The organism is Bacteroides sp. AM44-19 (genome assembly GCF_003603395.1).
GTDB classification, from domain to species: Bacteria; Bacteroidota; Bacteroidia; order Bacteroidales; family Bacteroidaceae; genus Bacteroides; species Bacteroides uniformis.
In genome coordinates this window covers 17,714-39,776 of the sequence record NZ_QTNB01000011.1, presented here as the reverse complement: position 1 = coordinate 39,776, position 22,063 = coordinate 17,714, and the positions used below count along the sequence as shown (strand labels likewise).

Sequence of the window (22,063 nt, the reverse complement as noted above, 5' to 3'; positions counted from 1 at the left end):
CGTTTCTAAGCGGAATTATTCAGCGCGCAAAGTAAAACGTTTGAAGTCAACAACCTTCAATTCAGGATCAGCCTCTTTCAAGACTTCTCTAACTGTCTTCTTGCCGTCCATGATGTCTTCCTGGTTTAGCAAGCAAACTTCTTTCAAGAACTTGCCAAGACGGCCCTTAGCAATATTCTGAATCATTTGTTCAGGCAGATGTGCAGCTTTCTCGGCAGAAACAGTAGCAATGATTTCCTTTGCCTTTGCCACGTCTTCAGCAGTAATCCAGCCTTTGGCCATGTTGCTTTCCATGTGGTCTTCGCTGTCCACGTGAGCCGGGTTGATACCAGCCTTCTTCAAAGCAGCCTCAACAGCCTTCTGTACCTGTTCAGCTTTTGTCTTCTCGATAGCAACATCTATTTCCTTCTGCTTGATTTCTTCAGATACGCCATCTTCGTCTACTGCAATCGGGTTCATGGCAGCAATCTGCATGGCAATCTGCTTAGCCAGTCCTTCTTCAACAGCCTTGTTGAAAGCAACAATAGTGCAGAGGCCATTTCTGTTCATGTGGTTATAAACCACAGTGCTTGCACCTTCTACAGTCATGTAACCATCCAACTCCATCTTCTCGCCAGTGATACCGCTACGGTCTGTTACAGCATCCTGTACAGTACCGTTGCCCATCGGCAGAGCTTTTACTTCGTCCAGAGTCTTGCACTTGTTAGCCACGGCAAGGTCCAGAATGTCCTGAGTCAATTTCACGAAATCAGCATTCTGAGCCACGAAGTCAGTTTCGCACTTCAGAGCGATGATAACGGCAAAGTCACCCGTAGTCTTAGCCAGCACACAGCCTTCAGAAGCCTCGCGATCTGAACGCTTAGCTGCAACAGCTTGTCCCTTCTTACGGATAATTTCCATTGCCTTGTCGAAATCGCCTTCAGCTTCAGTCAAAGCATTTTTGCAATCCATCATACCAGCACCGGTCATCTTGCGGAGCTTGGTTATATCAGCCATACTTACAGCCATAATATCTTTTTATTTTAATTGTTAATAATATCCTTATAAAGTAATTGAGAGTTGAGAATAGAGAATTGAGAATTGCCGTAAAGTAACTCTCAACTTTCAATTCTCAACTCTCAACAGTATGATTAAGCCTCTTCTTCCTTCATGAAAGCAGCAGCCTTAGCGGCATTGATTGCTTCCTCGTCGGACTTGTCGAGTCTTGCTTTTGCAGCTTTCTTCTTACCTTTGTTGGCAGGAGCTTCACCGGCAGCTTCCATGTCTACCTTTTCGGCCTTACGTTCTTCCAGACCTTCCTGCATAGCAGCGCAGCAAGCATCAAGAATAACTTCTACTGACTTAGTAGCGTCATCATTTGCCGGGATTACGAAATCGATATTCGTAGGATCGGAGTTTGTATCAACGATACCGAATACGGGAATCCCCAGACGGTTAGCTTCACGAACTGCGATGTTTTCCTTCATTACGTCGATAACGAACAGAGCAGACGGCAGACGAGTCAGGTCAGCGATAGAGCCCAAAGTCTTGTCCAACTTTGCACGTTGACGTGAAATCTGAAGAATTTCTCTCTTGGAGAGGTTTGAATAGGTACCGTCGCTTGTCAACTTGTCGATGGTAGCCATCTTCTTGACAGCCTTACGGATAGTCGGGAAGTTAGTCAACATACCACCCGGCCAACGCTCGATTACATAAGGCATATTTACAGATGCAGCCTTATCGGCAACCACCTGCTTAGCTTGTTTTTTAGTAGCAACAAACAGGACTTTCTTTCCTGATTTAGCGATTTGCTTCAAAGCTTCAGCAGCTTCGTCAATTTTAGCAACCGTCTTGTTGAGGTCAATGATGTGAATACCATTGCGCTCCATGAAGATGTAAGGAGCCATTGCAGGGTTCCACTTTCTTTTCAAGTGACCGAAGTGGCAACCGGCTTCTAATAATGTATCAAAATTTGTTCTAGACATTTTCTTTTAAATTAATCGTTTACTTTCTTTTTTGTTTCTTCTAAACCAACCGCCGGGTAGTCTGAATCTGAAGAGTCCCGGTAGTTTAGATACTAAACGCTTTTTCAGTTGAGAGTTGAGAGGTGAAAGTCGAGAATTAAGCAACTTGTCCGCCCCAACCGTTCTCCAACTCTTAACGTTTACTGAACTGGAATCTACGACGTGCTTTCGGTTGTCCCGGTTTCTTACGTTCAACAGAACGAGGATCACGAGTCATGAAACCTTCAGAACGGAGAGCAGCCTTGTCCTCAGCATTGATTTTCACCAGTGCGCGGGCAATTGCCAAACGCAAAGCCTGAGACTGGCCGGTGAAACCGCCACCGCAGAGATTAACTTTGATGTCGTACTTTTCAGCAACACCCAGCTTATTCAACGGCTGTTTAACTACATACTGAAGAATGCTTGATGGAAAGTACTCTGCGAGGTCTCTCTTATTAATAGTAATCTTTCCAGTACCTTCGCTTACGAAAATACGTGCAATTGCACTTTTACGTCTGCCTAATGCATTTACTACTTCCATTATCTCTTATTTAAGTACGTTAATATCAATCATTTTCGGGTTCTGAGCATCGTGTTTGTGCTCGCTGCCGGCATATACATACATATTGCCCAGCAATTTTGCGCCCAACTTGTTCTTAGGCAACATACCCTTTACTACTTTTCTCAGTAACTTGTCATCACCGTTCGGTTTTGCCTGCAAACGGGCAGGAGTGATTTCTCTCTGGCCGCCAGGATAACCTGTATATGACAGATATACCTTGTCATTCCACTTGTTACCGGTTAATTTTACTTTGTCGGCGTTGATAATGATTACATTATCGCCACAATCTACGTGAGGGGTAAAGTTAGGTTTATACTTTCCTCTCAACAGTTTCGCAACTTTTGCGCCCAGACGACCCAATACCTGGTCTGTAGCGTCAACAATGACCCATTCTTTAGTCACTGTAGCTTTGTTTGCAGAAATGGTCTTGTAACTTAAAGTATCCACTCTTAATTGTTTTTTAAAATGTTACTACTAAAATGTTTTTCTTCACCGCAAGCCAGTCATCCCGGACAATGGAAGATTAACTCGCTATGAATTAAATGCTTATCCTTTTGAGATAATAATCGGCTTGCAAAGGTACGGTTTTTCTTAGAACTGGCAAAAGTTTTCCACTTTTTTTTAGAGAGCCACTTGGCTGATATACAACAGACAAAGTTATCCTGCGGAGAAACGAAAGAATCTCCGCTAGAACAACTCTTTATGATGCGGCCTTCATCGGCCAATGCCATCATAGAAGACCTTCAAAGCTGCATTGAGAAAGAAACGGGAAAGAGAAAGAAATATCAACGGACAAGGTCCTCGGGGAATTTCGCGGGCATGCCCACCCGCTTCCATGTTTCATGGAACCATGTATTCAGTTCATTCCCATTCAAGTCCTTAGCTATAAAATACTTCAGGTACATTACCCCGTCGTCCCCTATTTCAAACTCCAATATATTGTCTTTGTGGTCCAACATGGGCAGATGGATGTTTTTCTCAATACTTTCCTTATAGGAATTATCCGTCAGCTGCTGATAAGTCCCATACCCCGTGATGATGGCATCCTTGCCAGGAATCATTGTAAAGTTGACAATGCGGCCGTCATCACTCAGCACTTTAAAGGTATTACTCGGTTTCAATATCCCGGGAACATCCGGGATTTCGGACACATAATGACATAACTGCCAAATTCCTGCCAGTTCCGCAGGCCTAAACTCTGCGCTCTCCTGCGCATTGGCTCCCGCTACCGCAAGCAGCACCGCTGCCAGCATGGTAAAGAAATAGTTCCGTTTCATATTCGTATGATGTTGGTTAACGTTATGTCGTTCCGCTAGACACAAATATAAAGATTTATTTTGAGATTATAACATTTTTGGGTATAAAAAAACCGCACAAACAACAGAATGTTTGTGCGGATGATTTTATCCAGTTTGTATATTCCGAAACTTAGAACTCGGCGTTGCGCGGCGTACGCGGAAACGGTATGACATCACGGATATTCGTCATGCCCGTAACGAACAGCAGCAAGCGCTCAAAGCCCAAACCGAACCCGGAGTGGGGACATGTACCGAACTTACGGGTATCGAGATACCACCACATATCCTTCATCGGGATGTGAAGTTCGTCAATGCGCGTCATCAGCTTGTTGTAATCCGATTCACGTTCGGAACCGCCAATGATTTCTCCAATCTTCGGGAAGAGTACATCCATGGCACGCACGGTCTTGCCGTCTTCGTTCTGCTTCATATAGAACGCTTTGATTTCCTTCGGATAGTCAGTCAGGATAACCGGACGCTTGAAGTGGTCTTCCACCAGATAGCGCTCATGTTCGGAAGCCAAGTCAACTCCCCAGTACACCGGGAATTCAAACTTATGCCCTTTGGCAACAGCCTCTTCCAATATCTTGATACCTTCCGTATAAGGCAGGCGCACGAAGCTTTCTTTCAAGACACCTTGCAGACGTTCAATCAAGCCCTTATCAAACATGTCATTGAGGAACTTCACATCGTCGGCACAGTTGTCCAAAGCCCACTGTACACAATATTTGATGAAATCTTCCGCCAGGTCCATATTGTCCGTAATATCATTGAACGCCACTTCCGGCTCAATCATCCAGAACTCTGCCAAGTGGCGGGGAGTATTGGAATTCTCGGCACGGAACGTAGGACCGAATGTATAGATGGCTCCCAATGCAGTAGCGGCAAGTTCGCCTTCCAACTGTCCGGAAACAGTCAGGCTGGCCTGCTTTCCGAAGAAGTCATCATCGTAAATAATGGAACCGTTCTCATCTTTCTTCAAGTCGTAAAGGTTCTTCGTAGTCACCTGGAACATCTGGCCTGCGCCTTCGCAGTCGGAAGCCGTGATAATCGGAGTATGAAAATAGAAGAATCCTCTGTCATGGAAGAACTTGTGGATGGCAATCGCCATATTATGACGAATACGGAACACAGCCCCGAACGTATTGGTACGGGGACGCAGATGGGCTATCTCACGGAGGAACTCCATGGAATGACCTTTCTTCTGCAACGGATACGTGTTATCGCAAGTTCCCAGCACTTCGATTTCGCGGGCCTGCACTTCGGCCTTCTGACCGGAACCGACAGATTCCGTCAGCACACCGTTTACGCTCAAACAAGCACCGGTAGTAATCTCTTTCAGCATCTCCTCATCGAAGTTACCCAAGTCTACTACAATCTGCACATTATTTATTGTAGAACCGTCATTCAGCGCGATAAAGTTTACTTGCTTACTACCTCTGCGGGTACGAACCCAGCCCTTCACGTTGACCATAGCGCCAAAATCTTCACGCTTCAGCAGGTCAACAATCTTTGTTCTACTAATCTTTTCCATAAAACAGTTATTATACCTTATTATATATTACTCAAAAGAACCCATGCGCAGGAAGTTCACCTCTTGTTCCGTGAGGTAACGCCATTCGCCGCGGCGCAGGCCTTTCTTGGTTAAACCGGCAAAATACACACGGTCCAGTTTCATCACCTTGTATCCCAGCGATTCGAAGATACGACGCACGATACGATTCTTGCCGGAGTGGATTTCAATACCGACATCATCTTTCTTGAAGTCATCCGTATAGCTGATGGCATCTGCATGGATTTCCCCGTCATCCAGTTGAATACCGGCTGCAATCTGCTCCATATCGGCTTTTGTCAGGTTCTTGTCCAAATGCACATGATATATCTTCTTCTTCAGATACTTGGGATGCGTCAGCTTGGAAGCCAGGTCACCATCGTTTGTCAGCAGCAATACACCTGTAGTATTGCGGTCCAGACGACCTACCGGATAAATGCGTTCGTTGCAAGCGCCCTTCACCAAATCCATCACCGTGCGACGTGCTTGGGGGTCATCCGAAGTAGTCACAGTATCCTTCGGCTTGTTCAGCAGTACGTAAATCTTACGTTCTATGCTGACCGTCTGGTCGTGGAACTTCACTTCATCACCGCGCTTAATCTTGGTTCCCAATTCCGTCACCACCTCTCCGTTTACAGAAACGACTCCGGCAGTGATGAATTCATCAGCCTCGCGACGGGAGCAAACACCGGCATTGGCCAGGAATTTGTTCAAGCGGATAGGCTCGTTCGGGTCCACAAACTGCTCCTTATATTCTATCTGTTTCTTCTTGCTGTACTTAGCATTGGGGTCATAATCGGCCGAACGACGGACTGGACGGCTATAGCTGTCTCTGTTGCCGTATCCGCCAGGTCTTCCACCACCCGAATTGAAGCGTGGACGATAAGGACGGTCACCACCCTCATTATTGTAGCGAGGACGCTGCGGACGGTCGCCATCTTCGCTGTTGTAGCGCGGACGATAGGGACGGTCCGTATTATAAGAACGGTCGCTGTTGTAGGAGCGGTCGCCGTTATAAGGACGTTGCGGACGGTCACCACCCTCATTGCCATAACGCGGGCGCTGCGGACGGTCACTATTATAAGGGCGTTGCGGACGGTCGCCACCTTCGCTGTTATAGCGCGGACGGTAAGGACGGTCACCCGAATTGTTTCCATAAGGGCGTTGCGGACGGTCGCCGCCTTCGCTGTTATAGCGCGGACGATAGGGACGGTCGCCATTATCGTTATTGTAACGAGGACGCTGCGGACGGTCACCATTGTCCGCACCAGGATTAAAGCGCGGGCGATAAGGGCGGTCACTGTTATAAGGACGCTGCGGGCGGTCCCCGTTTTCACTGTTAAATCTGGGGCGATAAGGACGGTCGCCATTATCACGGTTGTAAGACGGACGGCTGTAGCCACCTTCCTTGTTAAATTGGTTACCATCGCGGCCGGCACCTGAGTTCTCCTCTGCGGAAGAAGCATCACGCCAAGTTTCGTTTTCTGTACTCATTGTTTTTTATTCGAATAAAATTAAACCTTGGCCTCACGGCCATTCATTGTCTCTATTATACCTTGAATTTTATATGTTTCTATAACAATTGCCGGAGTAAAAAGTTGAAATTCCTCCGGTACACTTCTGTGGTTGCTTAAATTCCCGTATAAGTATGGGGGGTAATCACCCGCAATTCTTTCTTTATCTCTTCACTTACATTCAGTCCCTCTATAAATTCCTTGATAGACGCTTCCGTAATGGCCTGATTGGTACGGGTCAACGCTTTCAACGCTTCATAGGGATGCGGATAGGCCTCGCGGCGCAGAATGGTCTGGATAGCCTCGGCCACCACGCTCCAGCAATTGTCCAGGTCACGGTAGATGGCCGGTTCGTTCAACAGCAACTTACGCAAACCCTTCAAAGAACTTTGTATGGCAATAATGATATGCCCGAACGGCATACCCACATTGCGGAGCACGGTAGAGTCCGTCAAGTCACGCTGCAAACGGGAAACCGGCAGTTTTACCGCCAAGTGCTCAAGAATAGCATTCGCCATGCCCAGGTTTCCTTCCGCATTTTCAAAGTCAATCGGGTTCACCTTGTGCGGCATCGCGCTGGAGCCCACCTCACCGGCTTTAATCTTCTGCTTGAAGTATTCCATAGAGATATATTGCCAGAAGTCACGGTTCATATCAATCATCACCGTATTGATGCGCTTCATGGCATCAAAGATGGCAGACAGATTATCGTAATTGGATATCTGGGTAGTATACTCCTCGCGTTCCAAGCCAAGCTTTTCGGAAACGAACTTATTGCCGAATGCCTTCCAGTCATATTCCGGATAAGCCACATGATGGGCATTGTAATTACCCGTAGCGCCACCGAACTTTGCTGTCACCGGACAAGCCTTCAGCGTTGCCAACTGGCGTTCCAGACGGTAGACAAACACCATTACCTCCTTGCCCAAACGGGTAGGCGAAGCCGGTTGTCCGTGTGTCTTGGCAAGCATGGGGATAGCGGCCCACTCTTCCGCATAAGCACGGAGCTGCGCTATCAGTTCCTCTATTTGAGGATAGTACACCTGCTCCAACGCCTCCTTTACAGACAAAGGAACAGACGTATTGTTGATATCTTGTGAAGTCAGGCCAAAATGGATGAACTCCTTATAGTCGTCCATACCACCCAACTTGTCAAACTCTTCTTTCAAGAAATACTCCACAGCCTTCACATCATGGTTCGTCACGCTCTCAATGTCCTTAATGCGTTGCGCGTCGGCTTCGGAAAAGTTACGGTAAATGTTTCTCAAGGTTTCGAAAACACCCTTATCCACCCCTTTCAGCTGCGGCAAAGGCAGCTCACACAGCGTGATAAAGTATTCTACTTCAACTTGTACACGGTATTTAATCAGTGCAAATTCTGAAAAATAGGCAGCCAAAACATCCGTTTTGCCTCTGTATCGACCGTCAATCGGAGAGATTGCGGTAAGTAAATCAAGTTTCATACGTCGTATTTATGATGATAATTATCGGACTGCAAAATTACTGCTTTTTTCTGAGTAACAAGACATAAAGGATAAAGATTTTAAGAAAAGGAAGTTAACGGATAAAAAAATGGCCTTACAATCACTTGCAAGACCACCTTCGAATGAAAATTTCCAGTGGGCGTTGACGGATTCGAACCGCCGACCCTCTGCTTGTAAGGCAGATGCTCTGAACCAGCTGAGCTAAACGCCCTTTTGATGAACGAAAGTGTTTGGATTTTGTGTGGGCGTTGACGGATTCGAACCGCCGACCCTCTGCTTGTAAGGCAGATGCTCTGAACCAGCTGAGCTAAACGCCCGTACACTTCCGTTTCAAAAGCGATGCAAAGGTACAGCTTATTTTGACATTACCAAAACTTTTGCATAATATTTTTCGATATTTTTTTAGTCATTTAGCGACACACTCTGTTTTTCAAGCATTTAGTACGTTCACTTTTTTGCCTCATTTTTCCGGATGACCTTTGCCGGATTACCAACGGCTATGCTATCGGATGGAATATCTTTCGTCACCACACTACCCGCACCGATGATACAACGGTCGCCGACGGTGATGCCCGGACACAGAATGGCACCGCCGCCAATCCAGCAATCCTCTCCTATCGTCACCGGATAGGCATATTCCTTTTCCGTACGACGCTCGATATAATCCATCGGATGATGGGGAGTGTATATCTGTACGCATGGACCGACCAACGTATGGGCACCAATCGTGATATATCCCCCGTCCAGGAAAGTGCAATTGGCATTGACAAAGACATGCTCACCCAGCCGGATCCCATCCCCGTGGTCGCAATGGAAGGGCGGGCAGATGATGGAAGTAGCGGGAATACCTGGCACCAGTTCCTCCAGCAAACTCCGGTAATCCTCATCGTAAGTACTCATCACACGCATTTTTGCCAGCAAGCGCTTGGCATGCTCGAACTTCACCTGTATCTCCGGAACGGACATATCCGCCAACTGGGAGCTACGCATTTTTTCCACTTCATTCATATTATTTCTTCTTTTGATTCATACAGAGACTCAGCCCCGAACAAAAATACGGAAATAAACGCAGTATACCAAAAGAGCGGAAAACCTTTCGGCTTTCCGCTCCTGCAATCGTTTACAGAGCAAACAATTTATTTGTACTCCTGCCAGCTCTTAATCTGGATATCTTCCAGCTTCATTTCACAGAATGCCTCGATAAAGGCACTTGCCAGGCGGGCATTGGTAATCAACGGAATGTTGTGGTCGATGGCACCGCGACGAATCTTGTAGCCATTGGTCAGCTCGCGTTTCGTATGGTTCTTCGGAATGTTGACAATCAGGTCGAAGGCATGGTCGGCAATCATCGTCATCACGTTGTTTTCCGCATCCGGGCGTTCATCCGGCCAGTAAACGGCTTCCGTCGTCACGCCATGGGCGTTGAGGAAAGCGGCTGTACCTGCCGTAGCATAAATCTTATAGCCTTTGGCAAAGAGCATGCGGCTGGCATCCAGCAAATCCACCTTGGACTTCATGGCTCCGGAGGAGAACATCACGCCCTTCTCGGGACGGGGGATTCTGAATCCGGTAGCAATCATGGCATTCAGCAATGCTTCGGAGAAGTCGTCGCCAATACAGCCTACCTCGCCCGTAGACGACATGTCCACACCCAATACCGGGTCTGCCTTGTGCAGACGGGAGAAGGAGAACTGGCTTGCCTTCACACCGATACGGTCGATGTCGAATGCCGACTTGTCCGGTTGTGTATAGGGAGCGTCCAGCATGATGCGGGTAGCAGTCTCGATGAAGTTACGCTTCAGCACCTTGGATACGAACGGGAAGCTGCGCGATGCACGGAGGTTACACTCGATAACCTTCACCTCGTTGTTGCGTGCCAGGAACTGAATATTGAAAGGACCGGAAATATTGAGTTCCTTCGCAATCTGGCGGCTGATTTTCTTGATGCGGCGTGCCGTTGCAAAGTAAATCTTCTGTGCCGGGAATACCAGCGTAGCGTCACCGGAGTGTACACCGGCAAACTCTACGTGCTCGGAGATGGCGTATTCCACCACTTCACCGTTTTGGGCAACAGCGTCGAACTCAATCTCCTTAGTGTTCTGCAAGAACTGGGATACCACCACCGGATATTCCTTAGATACTTCGGCAGCCATCTTCAAGAAGTTTTCCAGTTCTTCTTCATCGTAGCATACGTTCATCGCAGCACCGGAGAGCACGTAAGACGGACGCACCAGTACCGGATAGCCCACCTTCTCTACAAAGCCTTTCACATCTTCCAGGCTGGTGAGTTCCTGCCAAGCCGGTTGGTCGATGCCCAGCTGGTCGAGCATGGCAGAGAACTTGTTACGGTTTTCGGCACGGTCGATGGAGATGGGGGAAGTACCCAACACGGGAACTGACTGGCGGTGAAGCTTCATAGCCAGGTTGTTAGGAATCTGTCCACCCACGGACACGATGACACCGCGCGGCTGCTCCAGGTCGATAACGTCGAGCACACGTTCGAAGGAGAGCTCGTCGAAGTAGAGACGGTCGCACATGTCGTAGTCCGTAGAAACGGTTTCGGGGTTATAGTTAATCATGATGGACTTGTAGCCCAGCTTGCGGGCAGTCTGGATGGCATTCACCGAACACCAGTCGAACTCTACAGACGAACCGATGCGGTAAGCGCCCGAACCAAGCACAACCACTGATTTTTCATTCTTATAATAGTTCACATCATAACCCTGAACGGCATACGTCATGTAGAGGTAGTTCGTCAGTTCCGGATGTTCGGAAGCCACCGTATTGATGCGCTTCACGGCGGGCAGGATGCCCAGCTCCTTACGACGGGCGCGTACGGTAAGGTTTTCCTTCTCCATATTGCCTTGCGGATTCAGCACGAAGCGGGCAATCTGGAAGTCGGAGAAGCCAAGCACTTTGGCTTCGCGCAGCACGTCGGCGGGGATGTCTTCCACCTTATTATATTGGGAAAGTTTCTGCTTGTAGTCTACGATGTTCTTCAGCTTGCCCAAGAACCAGGGGTCAATCTTGGTCAGCTCAAAGATGCGGTCGATGGCATATCCCTTTTCCAGAGCCTCGGCAATGGCAAAGACGCGCAGGTCGGTGGGATGTGACAGTTCGTAATCCAAGTCATCGAACTCCACTCCCTCATTGCCCACGAATCCGTGCATTCCCTGACCAATCATACGCAAGCCCTTCTGGATAATTTCTTCAAAGGAACGTCCGATAGACATGATTTCGCCTACCGACTTCATGCTGGAGCCAATTTCGCGGCTGACACCTACGAACTTCGTCAAGTCCCAACGCGGAATCTTGCAAATCAGGTAATCAAGTTGCGGAGCAGCATATGCAGAATTGGGAGTTCCCATCTCGCCGATTTGGTCGAGCGTATAGCCCAACGCAATCTTGGCAGCCACGAATGCCAGCGGATAACCGGTAGCCTTGGAAGCCAATGCGGAAGAACGGGACAGACGGGCGTTCACCTCGATGACACGATAGTCGTTTGTCTCGGCGTTGAACGCATACTGGATGTTACATTCGCCCACGATGCCCAGGTGGCGGATACATTTGGTGGAGAGCTCCTGCAACATTTTCACCTGCTCGTCGGTCAATGAGCAAGTGGGAGCCACTACGATGGACTCACCCGTATGAATGCCCAGCGGGTCGAAGTTTTCCATGCTTGCCACCGTGAAGCAGTGGTCGTTGGCATCGCGGATTACCTCGAATTCAATTTCCTTCCAACCCTTCAGAGACTCTTCTACCAGAATCTGCTTGGAGAAAGTGAAAGAGCTTTCGGCCAATTTAATGAAGGCTTCCTCGTCCGGACAAATACCGCTTCCCAGTCCACCCAGAGCATAAGCCGAGCGCACCATCACGGGGTAGCCAATCTCGCGGGCTGCCTTCAGTGCGTCCTCCATGCTCTCCACAGCGTGGCTCTTCGGAGTCTTCATCGGAATCTCGTCCAGCTTCTTCACAAAGAGGTCACGGTCTTCGGTGTACATAATCGCCTCAACGGAAGTACCCAGCACGCGCACGCCATATTTCTGAAGAATTCCGTTCTGATAGAGTTCCGTACCGCAGTTCAGCGCCGTCTGTCCGCCGAATGCCAGCAAAATGCCGTCGGGACGTTCTTTCTTGATGATTTCTTCCACGAAATAAGGAGTTACCGGCAAGAAATAAACTTGATCGGCGATACCTTCCGATGTCTGGATAGTAGCAATGTTCGGGTTTACCAAAACAGAACCGATACCTTCTTCGCGCAACGCCTTCAGCGCCTGCGAACCGGAATAGTCAAACTCTCCGGCCTGACCAATCTTGAGCGCACCAGAACCCAAGACAAGCACTTTCTTTAAATTCTTTTCCATATTCTCTTGTTGTCTATTAAGTTACGAGTTACAAGCTACGAACTACGAGTTGTAGCTATTTCACAAAAAAAATGCGTCACCCAATAAAGGATTAACGCATTACCAAAGAACTAAAAATATCTTTCTCGAAAAAAGAGAAACTGACGGCTCCCGAATGAAATTCATTCGAACGGAGGTTATATTTGCTTCTCATTTCCTGCGATTGCATAGTCTCTTTAAAATTTGTGCAAAGTAACGACTTATTTACGAAAAGAGCAAATTGTGGCATATTTTTTTGCATAAAAGAAACGTCATCCTCCATAATAGAAGAGCGGCCGTCGCCCACAACCGAAATCTTTTTCCGAAAAATGCGATTCCATATAAAAAAGAAAGACTATATCTCAGTAAAGGCATTTGCGGATAAATATGAAGATTCTCCCCACCAAAACTTGCTTTTCTCGCCACGGAAACTTACCTTTGTGCCTATACAAAAATAGAACAAGGATTCTGTTTCTACAAACAAAGCCTTTATTCTTAAAAATAAAATTTCTATTCCTTGGAATAAAGGCTTTATTCTAAGATTTCTCCGCCACCAAAAGAACTTTGCTCCGCAGGGAAAAGGACTTTGCAACGAAGGAAAGAAAAGAAAGGAGAACGCAACAATGACCACACGCTACCAAATGAAAGAAATGCCCGACTTGCAAGGCACGGGCGAACCAATCACCTACCCCAAGATGGTGATGACCGGACAGACCGGCACGCGCGAACTGGCGGAATACATCGCCATGACCTCGGGATTCTCGAAAGGCGTAACCGAAGGAATTATCTGCGAGCTGGGCGAAGCCCTGGCCCACGAAATGGGAATGGGACGCTCGGTGAAGATAGAAGGATTGGGCGTATTCACCCCCGCACTGTCCATCTACCCCGACAAGGAACGCGAACAGCCCCAAGAAAGCACCACGAAGCGAAACGCGCGGAGCATCTACGTAAGTGGCGTGAACTTCCGCACAGACAAGGCCTTGATTAGAGAAACCAACCATTGGTGCGAACTGGAACGTGCCTCCTGGAAACCCGCACGCTCGTCGAAGAAATACACCCCCGAACAACGTCTGGCTCTGGCGCATCAGTATCTGGACAAGCATGCCTTCCTTACTGTCAGCATCTACCGGCAACTGACCGGACTCGTCCGCTCCACCGCCACCGTGGAACTGCGCAAATGGGCACATACTCCCGGCAGCGGAATCGATACAAGCGGCATCGGAAGCCATAAGGTATACGTGAAAAGGAAAGAAAGCGTCATCCCTTGAGGTTTCGATAATTATAGGTATCTTTGCCGGTCTTAATGGCTTTTATACAATGAAGAAACTAAAAAATACATAATATGGCAAAAGAAAAAATCATCCTTACGGGCGACCGCCCCACAGGACGCCTGCACATAGGACACTATGTAGGCTCATTGAGAAGAAGAGTGGAACTGCAAAACTCCGGCTTGTACGACAAGATTTTCATCTTCATCGCCGACGCACAAGCGCTGACGGACAATATGGAGAATCCGGAAAAGGTGCGCCAGAACGTCATCGAGGTGGCACTGGACTACCTGGCTTGCGGACTGGACCCGACGAAGAGTACCATCTTCATCCAATCCCAGATACCGGAACTCTGCGAACTGACCTTCTACTATATGGACCTGGTGACCGTGAGCCGCCTGCAACGCAACCCGACGGTAAAGACCGAAATCCAGATGCGTAATTTCGAGACAAGCATCCCCGTAGGTTTCTTCACCTACCCCATCAGCCAGGCAGCGGACATTACCGCCTTCCGCGCCACTACCGTGCCCGTGGGCGAAGACCAGGAGCCGATGATTGAACAAGCTCGTGAAATCGTACGCCGTTTCAACTATATATATGGTGAAACCCTCGTGGAACCGGAAATCCTGTTGCCCGACAATGCAGCCTGCCTGCGCCTGCCGGGAACGGACGGCAAAGCCAAGATGAGCAAGAGCCTCGGCAACTGTATCTATCTTTCGGACTCTGCCGACGAGGTGCAGAAGAAGGTGAAGAGCATGTATACCGACCCCGACCACCTGCGTGTGCAAGACCCCGGAAAATTGGAAGGCAACACCGTATTCACTTACCTGGATGCCTTTTGCCGTCCGGAACACTTCGGCCTTTATCTGCCCGAATATCCGAATCTGGACGAACTGAAAGCCCACTACCAACGTGGCGGTCTGGGCGACATGAAAGTGAAGAAGTTCCTCAACGAAATTATGCAGGAGACACTGGAGCCTATCCGCAACCGCCGCAAGGAGTTTGAAAAAGACATCCCCGCCATCTACGACATGCTGAAGAAAGGTTGCGAAACTGCCAGGGAAACCGCTGCCGCAACCTTGGACGATGTACGCAAGGCTATGAAGATAAACTACTTTGATGATGCGGAACTGATTGCAGAGCAAGTAAAGAAATTCGGCGGAGAATAAGGGATAGGAGATACGAGTTACAGAAGTTACGAGTTACAAGGAGCTACCTGTTACAAGTTACTGGTTACAAAAAATGAGGGGCATGCGTCATAATAACGCATGCCCCTTCTCATTTCTATAACTCGTAACTCCTTGTAGCTTGTAGCTCGTAGCTTTCTAATTGGCAGATTTCACCAATACCACACGGTTCAGAATCGGCTGTCCGAACTTATCGACACCACCACCGGCATCCACCTTCAGGCGGTCAGCAGGAATTCCGTATTGTTTTACCAATACATCGACCACGGCTTGTGCACGCTTCAAACTCAACTCTTTGTTGAATGCCGGCGTACCGGTTGCAGAGTCTGCATATCCGTTTACAGTGTAAGTGGCGTTCGGGAACTGTTTCATCTGGTCTGCCAGATAAGACAAGTTCATTGCTTCACGTGGAGAGACTTCGGCAGAACCGATATTGAAGAATACGGTACGCGGTGCTATATCCGGATCGGGAACAATCACTTCGGTTTCCGTAACTTCGGCCACCGGCTGGTTCTGTGCAGCCACCAATGCATTCTGCAGCTGCTGGTTGGCAGCTCCCATCTCTGCAAGCTGTGCCTGCATGGCAGCCAGCTCTACCTGAGAAATCAACTGAGGCATCGGGCGACGGAATCCACGGGCGGGGAAACGGTATGTCAACCCTACCGTTGCACTCAGCACGCCATCATATCCATGATCGCCGCCAACTTCGCCATCGAACTTATCTTCAACGCCCATTGCGCTCAGCTCCAGGTTAATATCTATCGCATTGGAAATACGGAAGCGATTGATGATACCCGCGTTTACAGACAGAGCTTCGCGGTGAGGCTTTGTGTAGTTGTGAGTGAAGCCAGCACCTACATAAGGAATGATTTCATACACACGGTGCTGGTTGTATCCTCCAAACAGCGCATTCAGATTGAACATCACATCTCCGTGCAGATTCATATAGTCGAAACGCTGTTTGTAGTAGCCGTCATCCATCTGAGTGCCTTTCACGTAGTCAGCACCTGCATCATACGTATATCCTCTTGCCTGAAGGCCGCTATATTGCAGACGTACTCCCAGTCCCGGGGTGAACCATTTGCCGATGGCAAAATTCAGCGTCGGACTGATACGCTTGCCAAAACTTCCTGCCTTATCATTATCTCCAAAAGTTACTTCGGCACCACCGCCTATAGAGAAAAACCAATTACTCCAGAACGGATTAGTGATTACCTGATATTTATCCTGAACCTGGATAACACCAAATTCTTCCACAACTTCAGTCTTTTGCTGCGCCATGGCAACAGAAGACACACCAGCTAAAGCCAGTAACATTAGAATCTTTTTCATATACCTTAAAATAGTTAAGTGGTTAATTAAACTCTTTATCATTCAAACTGTCTAATTAACGCCAACAGAACTAAAAGGTTCTGAATATTTGTACTTTTTTTGCCTTGATGCAAAAGAAAGTACTCTTCCTTATTTGGAGAAAAGCTTTTCTATGTCGTCTTCTTTAATGGTCGCCAGCACCGTCTTTCCGTCCGGAGTATAATTCGGGGATGGGCATGCAAACAGATTGTCCACGAGATTGGACATTTCCTCGTTGCTCAGCACTTGTCCATAGACGATGGCCGCAGCACGTGCCAAGGTCGATGCAAGAATTGTCTGCACCTCTTCCTTAACGTCATTCCCTTTTTCCATAGCAGTATGTACCATATTCCGGACCAATTCTACCGGGTTCAACCCCTCTATGCCCGAAGGTATGCCGTTGATGGCATAGCTGCCGCCACCCAGCGGGCTCAAATCGAAGCCTACTGCCGACAAATCTTCCAATATACTTTCCAGTACGGCAGCTTCCGAAGCCGGCAACTGGATAATCTCCGGAAACAATACCCCCTGGGATACGCCTTGTTTCTGTCGAATCTGGCTCATATAGCGGTCGAACAATACCCGGACATGCGCCCGGTGCTGGTCTATCAGCATCAGACCCGATTTAACGGAAGTCAGAATAAAACGCCCCTTGAACTGGAAGTGTTGCGCTCCTTTCTCTACCGTTGCCTCATTGCCATAGAAAGAGGCGCTTGCCCCGGAAGGAACCGTTTCCTGGAAATAAGGAACCCTCTCCTCCTCTCTTGGAGCCGTACCGGTAACCGTATCCTCTACAAAAGGCTCTTCCTCCATCGGCTCGTTCATCCTGCTGGCTTTTTCCAAACCGGAATAAAGCCCCTCCCACTCCACTTTGGGGCGCGAATAATTGCCACCGCCTCCATAGGAAGAAGCGGAAGACGTCTTGAAGGGATTGAAATCCGTGTTATAGTGTACCTTCGGAGGCTCTATCGGACGAGCCTGCTCGAATGCAGGAATATCCGGCATGTCCTCGGTATCAAAATCGATAGTAGGTATAGCGCTAAACTTGCCTAAGGATTCCTTGACCGCAGCCGACAGAATCTGCCAGATAGCCTGCTCATTCTCGAACTTAATCTCCGTCTTCGTCGGATGGATGTTCACATCGATATTGGCAGGGTCTACCTCGAAATAAATAAAGTAGGAGATTTGCTCACCGGCAGGAATCAGCTGCTCATAAGCGTCCATCACCGCTTTGTGGAAATAGGGGTGACGCATATAACGCCCGTTCACAAAAAAGTATTGGTGCGCTCCTTTCTTGCGCGAGGTTTCCGGCTTGGCAACAAAACCGGAAATCTTTATCATCGTCGTATTGACGTCTACGGACAGCAACTGCTGATTCAGTTTCTTTCCGAAAACTGCCATGATGCGTTGCCGCAAAGGCATTACCGGAAGATTGAACAATTCCGTATCATTACTATACAGATAGAAGGCTACCTCAGGATGCACCAGCGCTATACGCTCGAATTCCGTAAGGATATTGCTCAACTCCGTAGAGTTGGCTTTCAGGAATTTACGCCGGGCAGGAATATTGAAGAATAGGTTCTTGATGGAAAAATTGCTTCCCTTAGGGCAGGAAACGGCTTCCTGGCCCTCGACTTTAGAGCCGGCAATCAACAGTCGCGTCCCCAGTTCCTCGCTGGCTGGGCGTGTTTTCAACTCCACTTCAGCTACCGCAGCAATGGAAGCCAACGCTTCTCCACGGAAGCCCATGGTGCGTAGGGCAAACAAATCGGCAGCTTCGCGTATCTTTGAAGTTGCATGGCGTTCAAAAGAAAGACGCGCATCCGTTTCGGACATCCCCTTTCCGTCATCAATCACCTGGATGCAGGTCTTGCCCGCATCGGTAATCAGCACATGTATTTCCTCTGCTTCGGCATCAATTGCATTTTCCACCAATTCCTTCACAACAGATGCCGGACGCTGAATCACCTCTCCGGCAGCAATCTGATTGGCAACCGAATCGGGCAGCAAATGAATGATATCGCTCATGATAATGTTTAATGATTAGAGATTAATGATTAATCATTATTAAATGATTCCGTTACTGATGGCATACCACAGATAAATCAGCACAGCTATGACAACAAGGATTATGCCCAAATGCATCGGCTTACGTCCGCTCTCCTTGCGCCGCTTCAAGTGAGTTGTTCCTTCTATGAATTTGCCCCGTATATCCTCGGGCGAGAATTCCTTTTCCGGCAGCATACCCAGGTCACGCTTGGCGTTTTCTTCCATCTTCGCCAACTTCTCTTTCCGCTCATCCACATAGATATAGCTATGATTGAAGCCACGAGGCTTCCGCATTGCAAACATTCCCATGACGCTACTTATTATTTCGTTTAATATGCATATTCCTTGGCGAAGTTACAGGTTTCCGGTCACTTTTCTTCAATACTTCACCTGCTTTTTTAGCCCTCCACTCGAAGATGTCCTCCTTGTTGAGCGGACGGATGTAGTCGAACCAAACAAAAGAAGGCAGCCTGCTCTTATCTGGTGGAATCTGGTCCAAAGGATAGGCTGTACCGGTAGTCTTTCCAACAAAGACTCCGCGCTCCATTCTTCTCTCCTTCAAGTACATTTTCAAAAGTCCACCTTCCGAATAGTTCATCATAATCAGCGAACTGTCCTTCTCCTCTACCGGATAATACACCACCAATACATTGCCGTTTACCTCCACCAGACGCATGTCTCCATCTATGAAGAAAGCTTTCATCTCCTTACCGGAAACTTGGTTATAGTGAATACTGTCCTTTTTCTCTACCGTCAGGGCCTGATTGATGATATGTGCCCAGTCGATGGTACTATCGTTCATGTAAATTTTAATTTCCTCGCCCAACAACTGTTGTTCCCCGTGCCACAAGATAGGGTCGGTGTACATCGTCATGCAAGAGTCCTTGGAATTATACACCAACGAATCGCATACGGCCTGCACATCCGTGCGATAAGCACGCACCTTATGATAGGCACGCATCTCCCGGTACATGGAATCGGTATTCATATGGTAGGTAATCAGCCGCAAAGTATCACCGTGCATAAACAGACTGTCGCCCTGCGAATAGTCGATAGCTACGGCACGTTTGGTGGCAACGGCGCTTCCGGTCAGTTCGTTGTAGAAACAATAGTCGCCAGTCAACATGTTCCGGTTGACCGTATCATTCATCTGTACATTGTCAAAAGCCTCGCCGTATCCCAAGATGCGGTCGTAGAAAAGGCTGTCACCGGTCAGTTTCTTGCCTTCGTTAGTCAGTACGGAACGGTCGAGCAGTTCTGCCTGCTCAGTAGTCGTATTGTACACGCCACGTTCGGAATAAATATGATTTTGGTCACTCACAATGTCGGAGGGGCCTAAAATAGTAGCAATCTTGGTAGCTGTACTATACTTCAAGGTATCCGAAGTCAAGACAAACTTCGGATTGACCAGCTTCACGTCGTGATTGAAGACAGCCAACTTGGTGGCAGGGCTATATTCTCCCCACTCGGAAGTCAGCACATTATCCTCGTCGGTCAGCGTACCGCCTTCGAAGTAATAACCCAAATCGTACAGACGGTCATAGTTCAAACTGTCGGTTGTCAGCACCGTATTACGATTTATCATACGTACATTCTCACGCAGCATGGCCAGCTGCGACATGCCGTCATAATACAGATAGTCTCCATAGATAAACAAGGTGTCGCCCTGCTCCATACGCACATTGCCGAATGCCTCCACAGAATTTATCTTTTCGAATATCAGCGCACTATCACAGAACATGTACATACTGTCATGCTTCATCCTCACCGAACCGATGAGTACCTGCACATCAGGACGCAACTGTTTGTCCGCCTGCGCCTCATCTGCGTACAACAAATCGACGCGCGTCTTCTTCTTTTCCGACGTCTCCGTCTTTTTCTGTTCAATCGAGTCCACTTTCCTCTTCTCCGGTGCACCAGTACTCTTCTTTTTGTCCTGCGCACTCAGCAGACAGATGCCAAACAAGCATAGAATGCCTACCAGGAGGTATCTATGCTTGTTCAGGAAATGATTTTTTGTATTCTTCTTTTGCATACAAATCCATGTAAATCCTTCCGGATTATTCTTTGATCCAGCCCGGATACTTGAACGTACAGTTATTCTTCCAATTATCCTTGATACGGACATACGTGTGCTTCTGCTTCTCACGAATCCACTTGTCCAGCACTTCGTCGCGGCGTTTCTCCAACACAATCTCTTTCAAGTTCTGATAGTCATCGGCAATGGTAGCCTTGTGTCCCGTCGTACGGCTCTTCAGTTTCACAATCACACACTCTTCTTTTCCGGTCTTTTGCGGAATCATGGTGAAGGCTTCGGAGATTTCGCCCACTTTCATCTTATCCACCACCTTGGCTATTTCAGGGGGAAGTTCCTGCATCTCAAAACGGGAAGTGTTCGTATTGGGATTCGGCAACAAACCATGATTGTTACGCGTATCCTTATCCTGCGAAAGCACTGAGGCAGCCTCTTCAAAAGAGAACTTGTTATTGCGGATATCATCGGCAATAGAATCCAAACGGGCACAACCGGCAGCCAGAGCTTCTTCCGGAATATGCGGTTTCAACAGAATGTGGCGTGTTTTAATACGGTCACCGCGCTTCTCTATCAACTGAATGATATGGAAACCATATTCAGACTCTACAATCTTGGAAACCTTGCTGGGGTCTTGCAAGTTGAAAGCTACATTGGCATAAGCGGGGTCCAGCATACCGCGTCCCGAAAACTCTATTTCACCGCCACGCATGGCCGAGCCACGGTCCTCGGAGTACAGACGAGCCAACATGGAAAAGCTTTCGCCCTTATTGACACGGTCGGTATACTCACGCAGACGCCTCTTTACATCTTCTATTTCCTCCAAAGGAACCTTGGGCTGCTGAGTGATAATCTGCACCTCCACCTGGGTAGGGATATAAGGAATGCTGTCCTGCGGCAAATCCTTGAAGTAACGGCGCACCTCAGCCGGAGTTATCTTAATCTCACCCACCAGTTTCTGCTGCATCTTCTGAACTTTCAATCCTTCACGGGCATTCTCGCGCAGCGTTTCACGAATCTGGCTGGAAGTCTTATTGAAGTATTCCTCCATTTTCTCACGCGAACCGATGTTGGCGATATACATGTTCGTCATATAGTCCACACGCTGGATAACCTCACTCTCGGATACTTCGATACTGTCGAGGGCAGCCTGGTGAAGATACAGCTTCTGCACGGCTATCTCCTCCGGTATCACGCAATAAGGGTCACGGTCAAATTTGCGTCCTTCATACAATGCACTCATGCGTGCTTCTTCCACTTCGGACTTCAGTATAGCCTCGTCACCTACTACCCACACTACCTCGTCAATTACGTTGTCTTGTCCATAAACGGTAGAACCGACTAATAGCGTCAAGGCAAATAAAATTACAAACTTAAAGTTCATACACTGTTTCATTCTTGGT

17 protein-coding genes and 2 tRNA genes are annotated in these 22,063 nt (G+C 48.1%); 2 read left to right on the top strand and 17 right to left on the bottom strand.

The genetic code is table 11. From position 1 onward, the window contains the following. Positions 1–15 precede the first annotated feature (15 nt). The 12 genes from tsf to carB all read right to left on the bottom strand — a co-directional run bounded on the left by tsf (position 16) and on the right by carB (position 12,756). Positions 16–1,008, bottom strand: coding sequence for a translation elongation factor Ts (gene tsf, locus DW947_RS15185; protein ID WP_005829605.1), 993 nt, complete (start codon positions 1,006–1,008; stop codon positions 16–18). 122 nt (positions 1,009–1,130) lie between these two features. Next, the gene (gene rpsB, locus DW947_RS15180; protein ID WP_117963346.1) at positions 1,131–1,964 is read right to left on the bottom strand and encodes a 30S ribosomal protein S2; all 834 of its coding nucleotides are present in this window, start codon (positions 1,962–1,964) and stop codon (positions 1,131–1,133) included. A gap of 172 nt (positions 1,965–2,136) precedes the next feature. Further along, positions 2,137–2,523 (bottom strand): 30S ribosomal protein S9, encoded by a 387-nt coding sequence (gene rpsI / locus DW947_RS15175; protein ID WP_005829603.1) that lies wholly within the window; start codon positions 2,521–2,523, stop codon positions 2,137–2,139. A 6-nt stretch (positions 2,524–2,529) separates the two neighbouring features. Beyond that, positions 2,530–2,991: a 50S ribosomal protein L13 gene (gene rplM, locus DW947_RS15170; protein ID WP_005829602.1), complete on the bottom strand. Its 462-nt coding sequence runs from the start codon at positions 2,989–2,991 to the stop codon at positions 2,530–2,532. A 338-nt stretch (positions 2,992–3,329) separates the two neighbouring features. Continuing rightward, positions 3,330–3,821: a DUF4488 domain-containing protein gene (locus DW947_RS15165; RefSeq protein WP_005829599.1), complete on the bottom strand. Its 492-nt coding sequence runs from the start codon at positions 3,819–3,821 to the stop codon at positions 3,330–3,332. 151 nt (positions 3,822–3,972) lie between these two features. Further along, a complete protein-coding gene (gene asnS / locus DW947_RS15160; protein WP_005829597.1) occupies positions 3,973–5,376 on the bottom strand; it encodes an asparagine--tRNA ligase in 1,404 nt (467 codons plus the stop codon). Positions 5,377–5,403: 27 nt separating this feature from the next. Continuing rightward, positions 5,404–6,888: a pseudouridine synthase gene (locus tag DW947_RS15155; RefSeq protein WP_005833445.1), complete on the bottom strand. Its 1,485-nt coding sequence runs from the start codon at positions 6,886–6,888 to the stop codon at positions 5,404–5,406. Between the two features lie 136 nt (positions 6,889–7,024). Continuing rightward, positions 7,025–8,371: an adenylosuccinate lyase gene (purB, locus tag DW947_RS15150; protein WP_009037826.1), complete on the bottom strand. Its 1,347-nt coding sequence runs from the start codon at positions 8,369–8,371 to the stop codon at positions 7,025–7,027. A 157-nt stretch (positions 8,372–8,528) separates the two neighbouring features. After that, positions 8,529–8,603, bottom strand: a tRNA-Val gene (locus DW947_RS15145). 31 nt (positions 8,604–8,634) lie between these two features. Next, a tRNA-Val gene (locus tag DW947_RS15140) sits at positions 8,635–8,709 on the bottom strand. A 130-nt stretch (positions 8,710–8,839) separates the two neighbouring features. Then, complete coding sequence (locus DW947_RS15135) at positions 8,840–9,400, bottom strand: sugar O-acetyltransferase (RefSeq protein ID WP_117963344.1); 561 nt, start codon at positions 9,398–9,400, stop codon at positions 8,840–8,842. 128 nt (positions 9,401–9,528) lie between these two features. Further along, on the bottom strand, positions 9,529–12,756 hold the full coding sequence (gene carB, locus DW947_RS15130; protein ID WP_005829587.1) for a carbamoyl-phosphate synthase (glutamine-hydrolyzing) large subunit: 3,228 nt from the start codon (positions 12,754–12,756) through the stop codon (positions 9,529–9,531). Between the two features lie 641 nt (positions 12,757–13,397). Between carB and DW947_RS15115 the strand changes: the two genes are divergently transcribed. Continuing rightward, on the top strand, positions 13,398–14,042 hold the full coding sequence (locus tag DW947_RS15115; protein WP_005833449.1) for an HU family DNA-binding protein: 645 nt from the start codon (positions 13,398–13,400) through the stop codon (positions 14,040–14,042). A gap of 74 nt (positions 14,043–14,116) precedes the next feature. Beyond that, positions 14,117–15,211 carry a tryptophan--tRNA ligase gene (trpS, locus tag DW947_RS15110; RefSeq protein WP_005829577.1) on the top strand — a complete coding sequence of 365 codons (1,095 nt, stop codon included), beginning with the start codon at positions 14,117–14,119 and terminating at the stop codon, positions 15,209–15,211. A gap of 156 nt (positions 15,212–15,367) precedes the next feature. Here trpS and DW947_RS15105 read toward each other — a convergent pair whose 3' ends face one another. The 5 genes from DW947_RS15105 to DW947_RS15085 all read right to left on the bottom strand — a co-directional run bounded on the left by DW947_RS15105 (position 15,368) and on the right by DW947_RS15085 (position 22,056). Beyond that, positions 15,368–16,561, bottom strand: a complete 1,194-nt coding sequence (locus DW947_RS15105) for an OmpA family protein (protein WP_119958550.1) — start codon at positions 16,559–16,561, stop codon at positions 15,368–15,370. Between the two features lie 129 nt (positions 16,562–16,690). Next, the gene (gene mutL, locus DW947_RS15100) at positions 16,691–18,607 is read right to left on the bottom strand and encodes a DNA mismatch repair endonuclease MutL (RefSeq protein ID WP_005829573.1); all 1,917 of its coding nucleotides are present in this window, start codon (positions 18,605–18,607) and stop codon (positions 16,691–16,693) included. A gap of 39 nt (positions 18,608–18,646) precedes the next feature. Beyond that, the gene (locus tag DW947_RS15095; protein ID WP_005829571.1) at positions 18,647–18,937 is read right to left on the bottom strand and encodes a hypothetical protein; all 291 of its coding nucleotides are present in this window, start codon (positions 18,935–18,937) and stop codon (positions 18,647–18,649) included. 4 nt (positions 18,938–18,941) lie between these two features. After that, a complete protein-coding gene (locus DW947_RS15090) occupies positions 18,942–20,663 on the bottom strand; it encodes an OstA-like protein (protein WP_005829570.1) in 1,722 nt (573 codons plus the stop codon). 25 nt (positions 20,664–20,688) lie between these two features. Further along, on the bottom strand, positions 20,689–22,056 hold the full coding sequence (locus DW947_RS15085; protein ID WP_005829568.1) for a peptidylprolyl isomerase: 1,368 nt from the start codon (positions 22,054–22,056) through the stop codon (positions 20,689–20,691). Positions 22,057–22,063 lie beyond the last annotated feature (7 nt).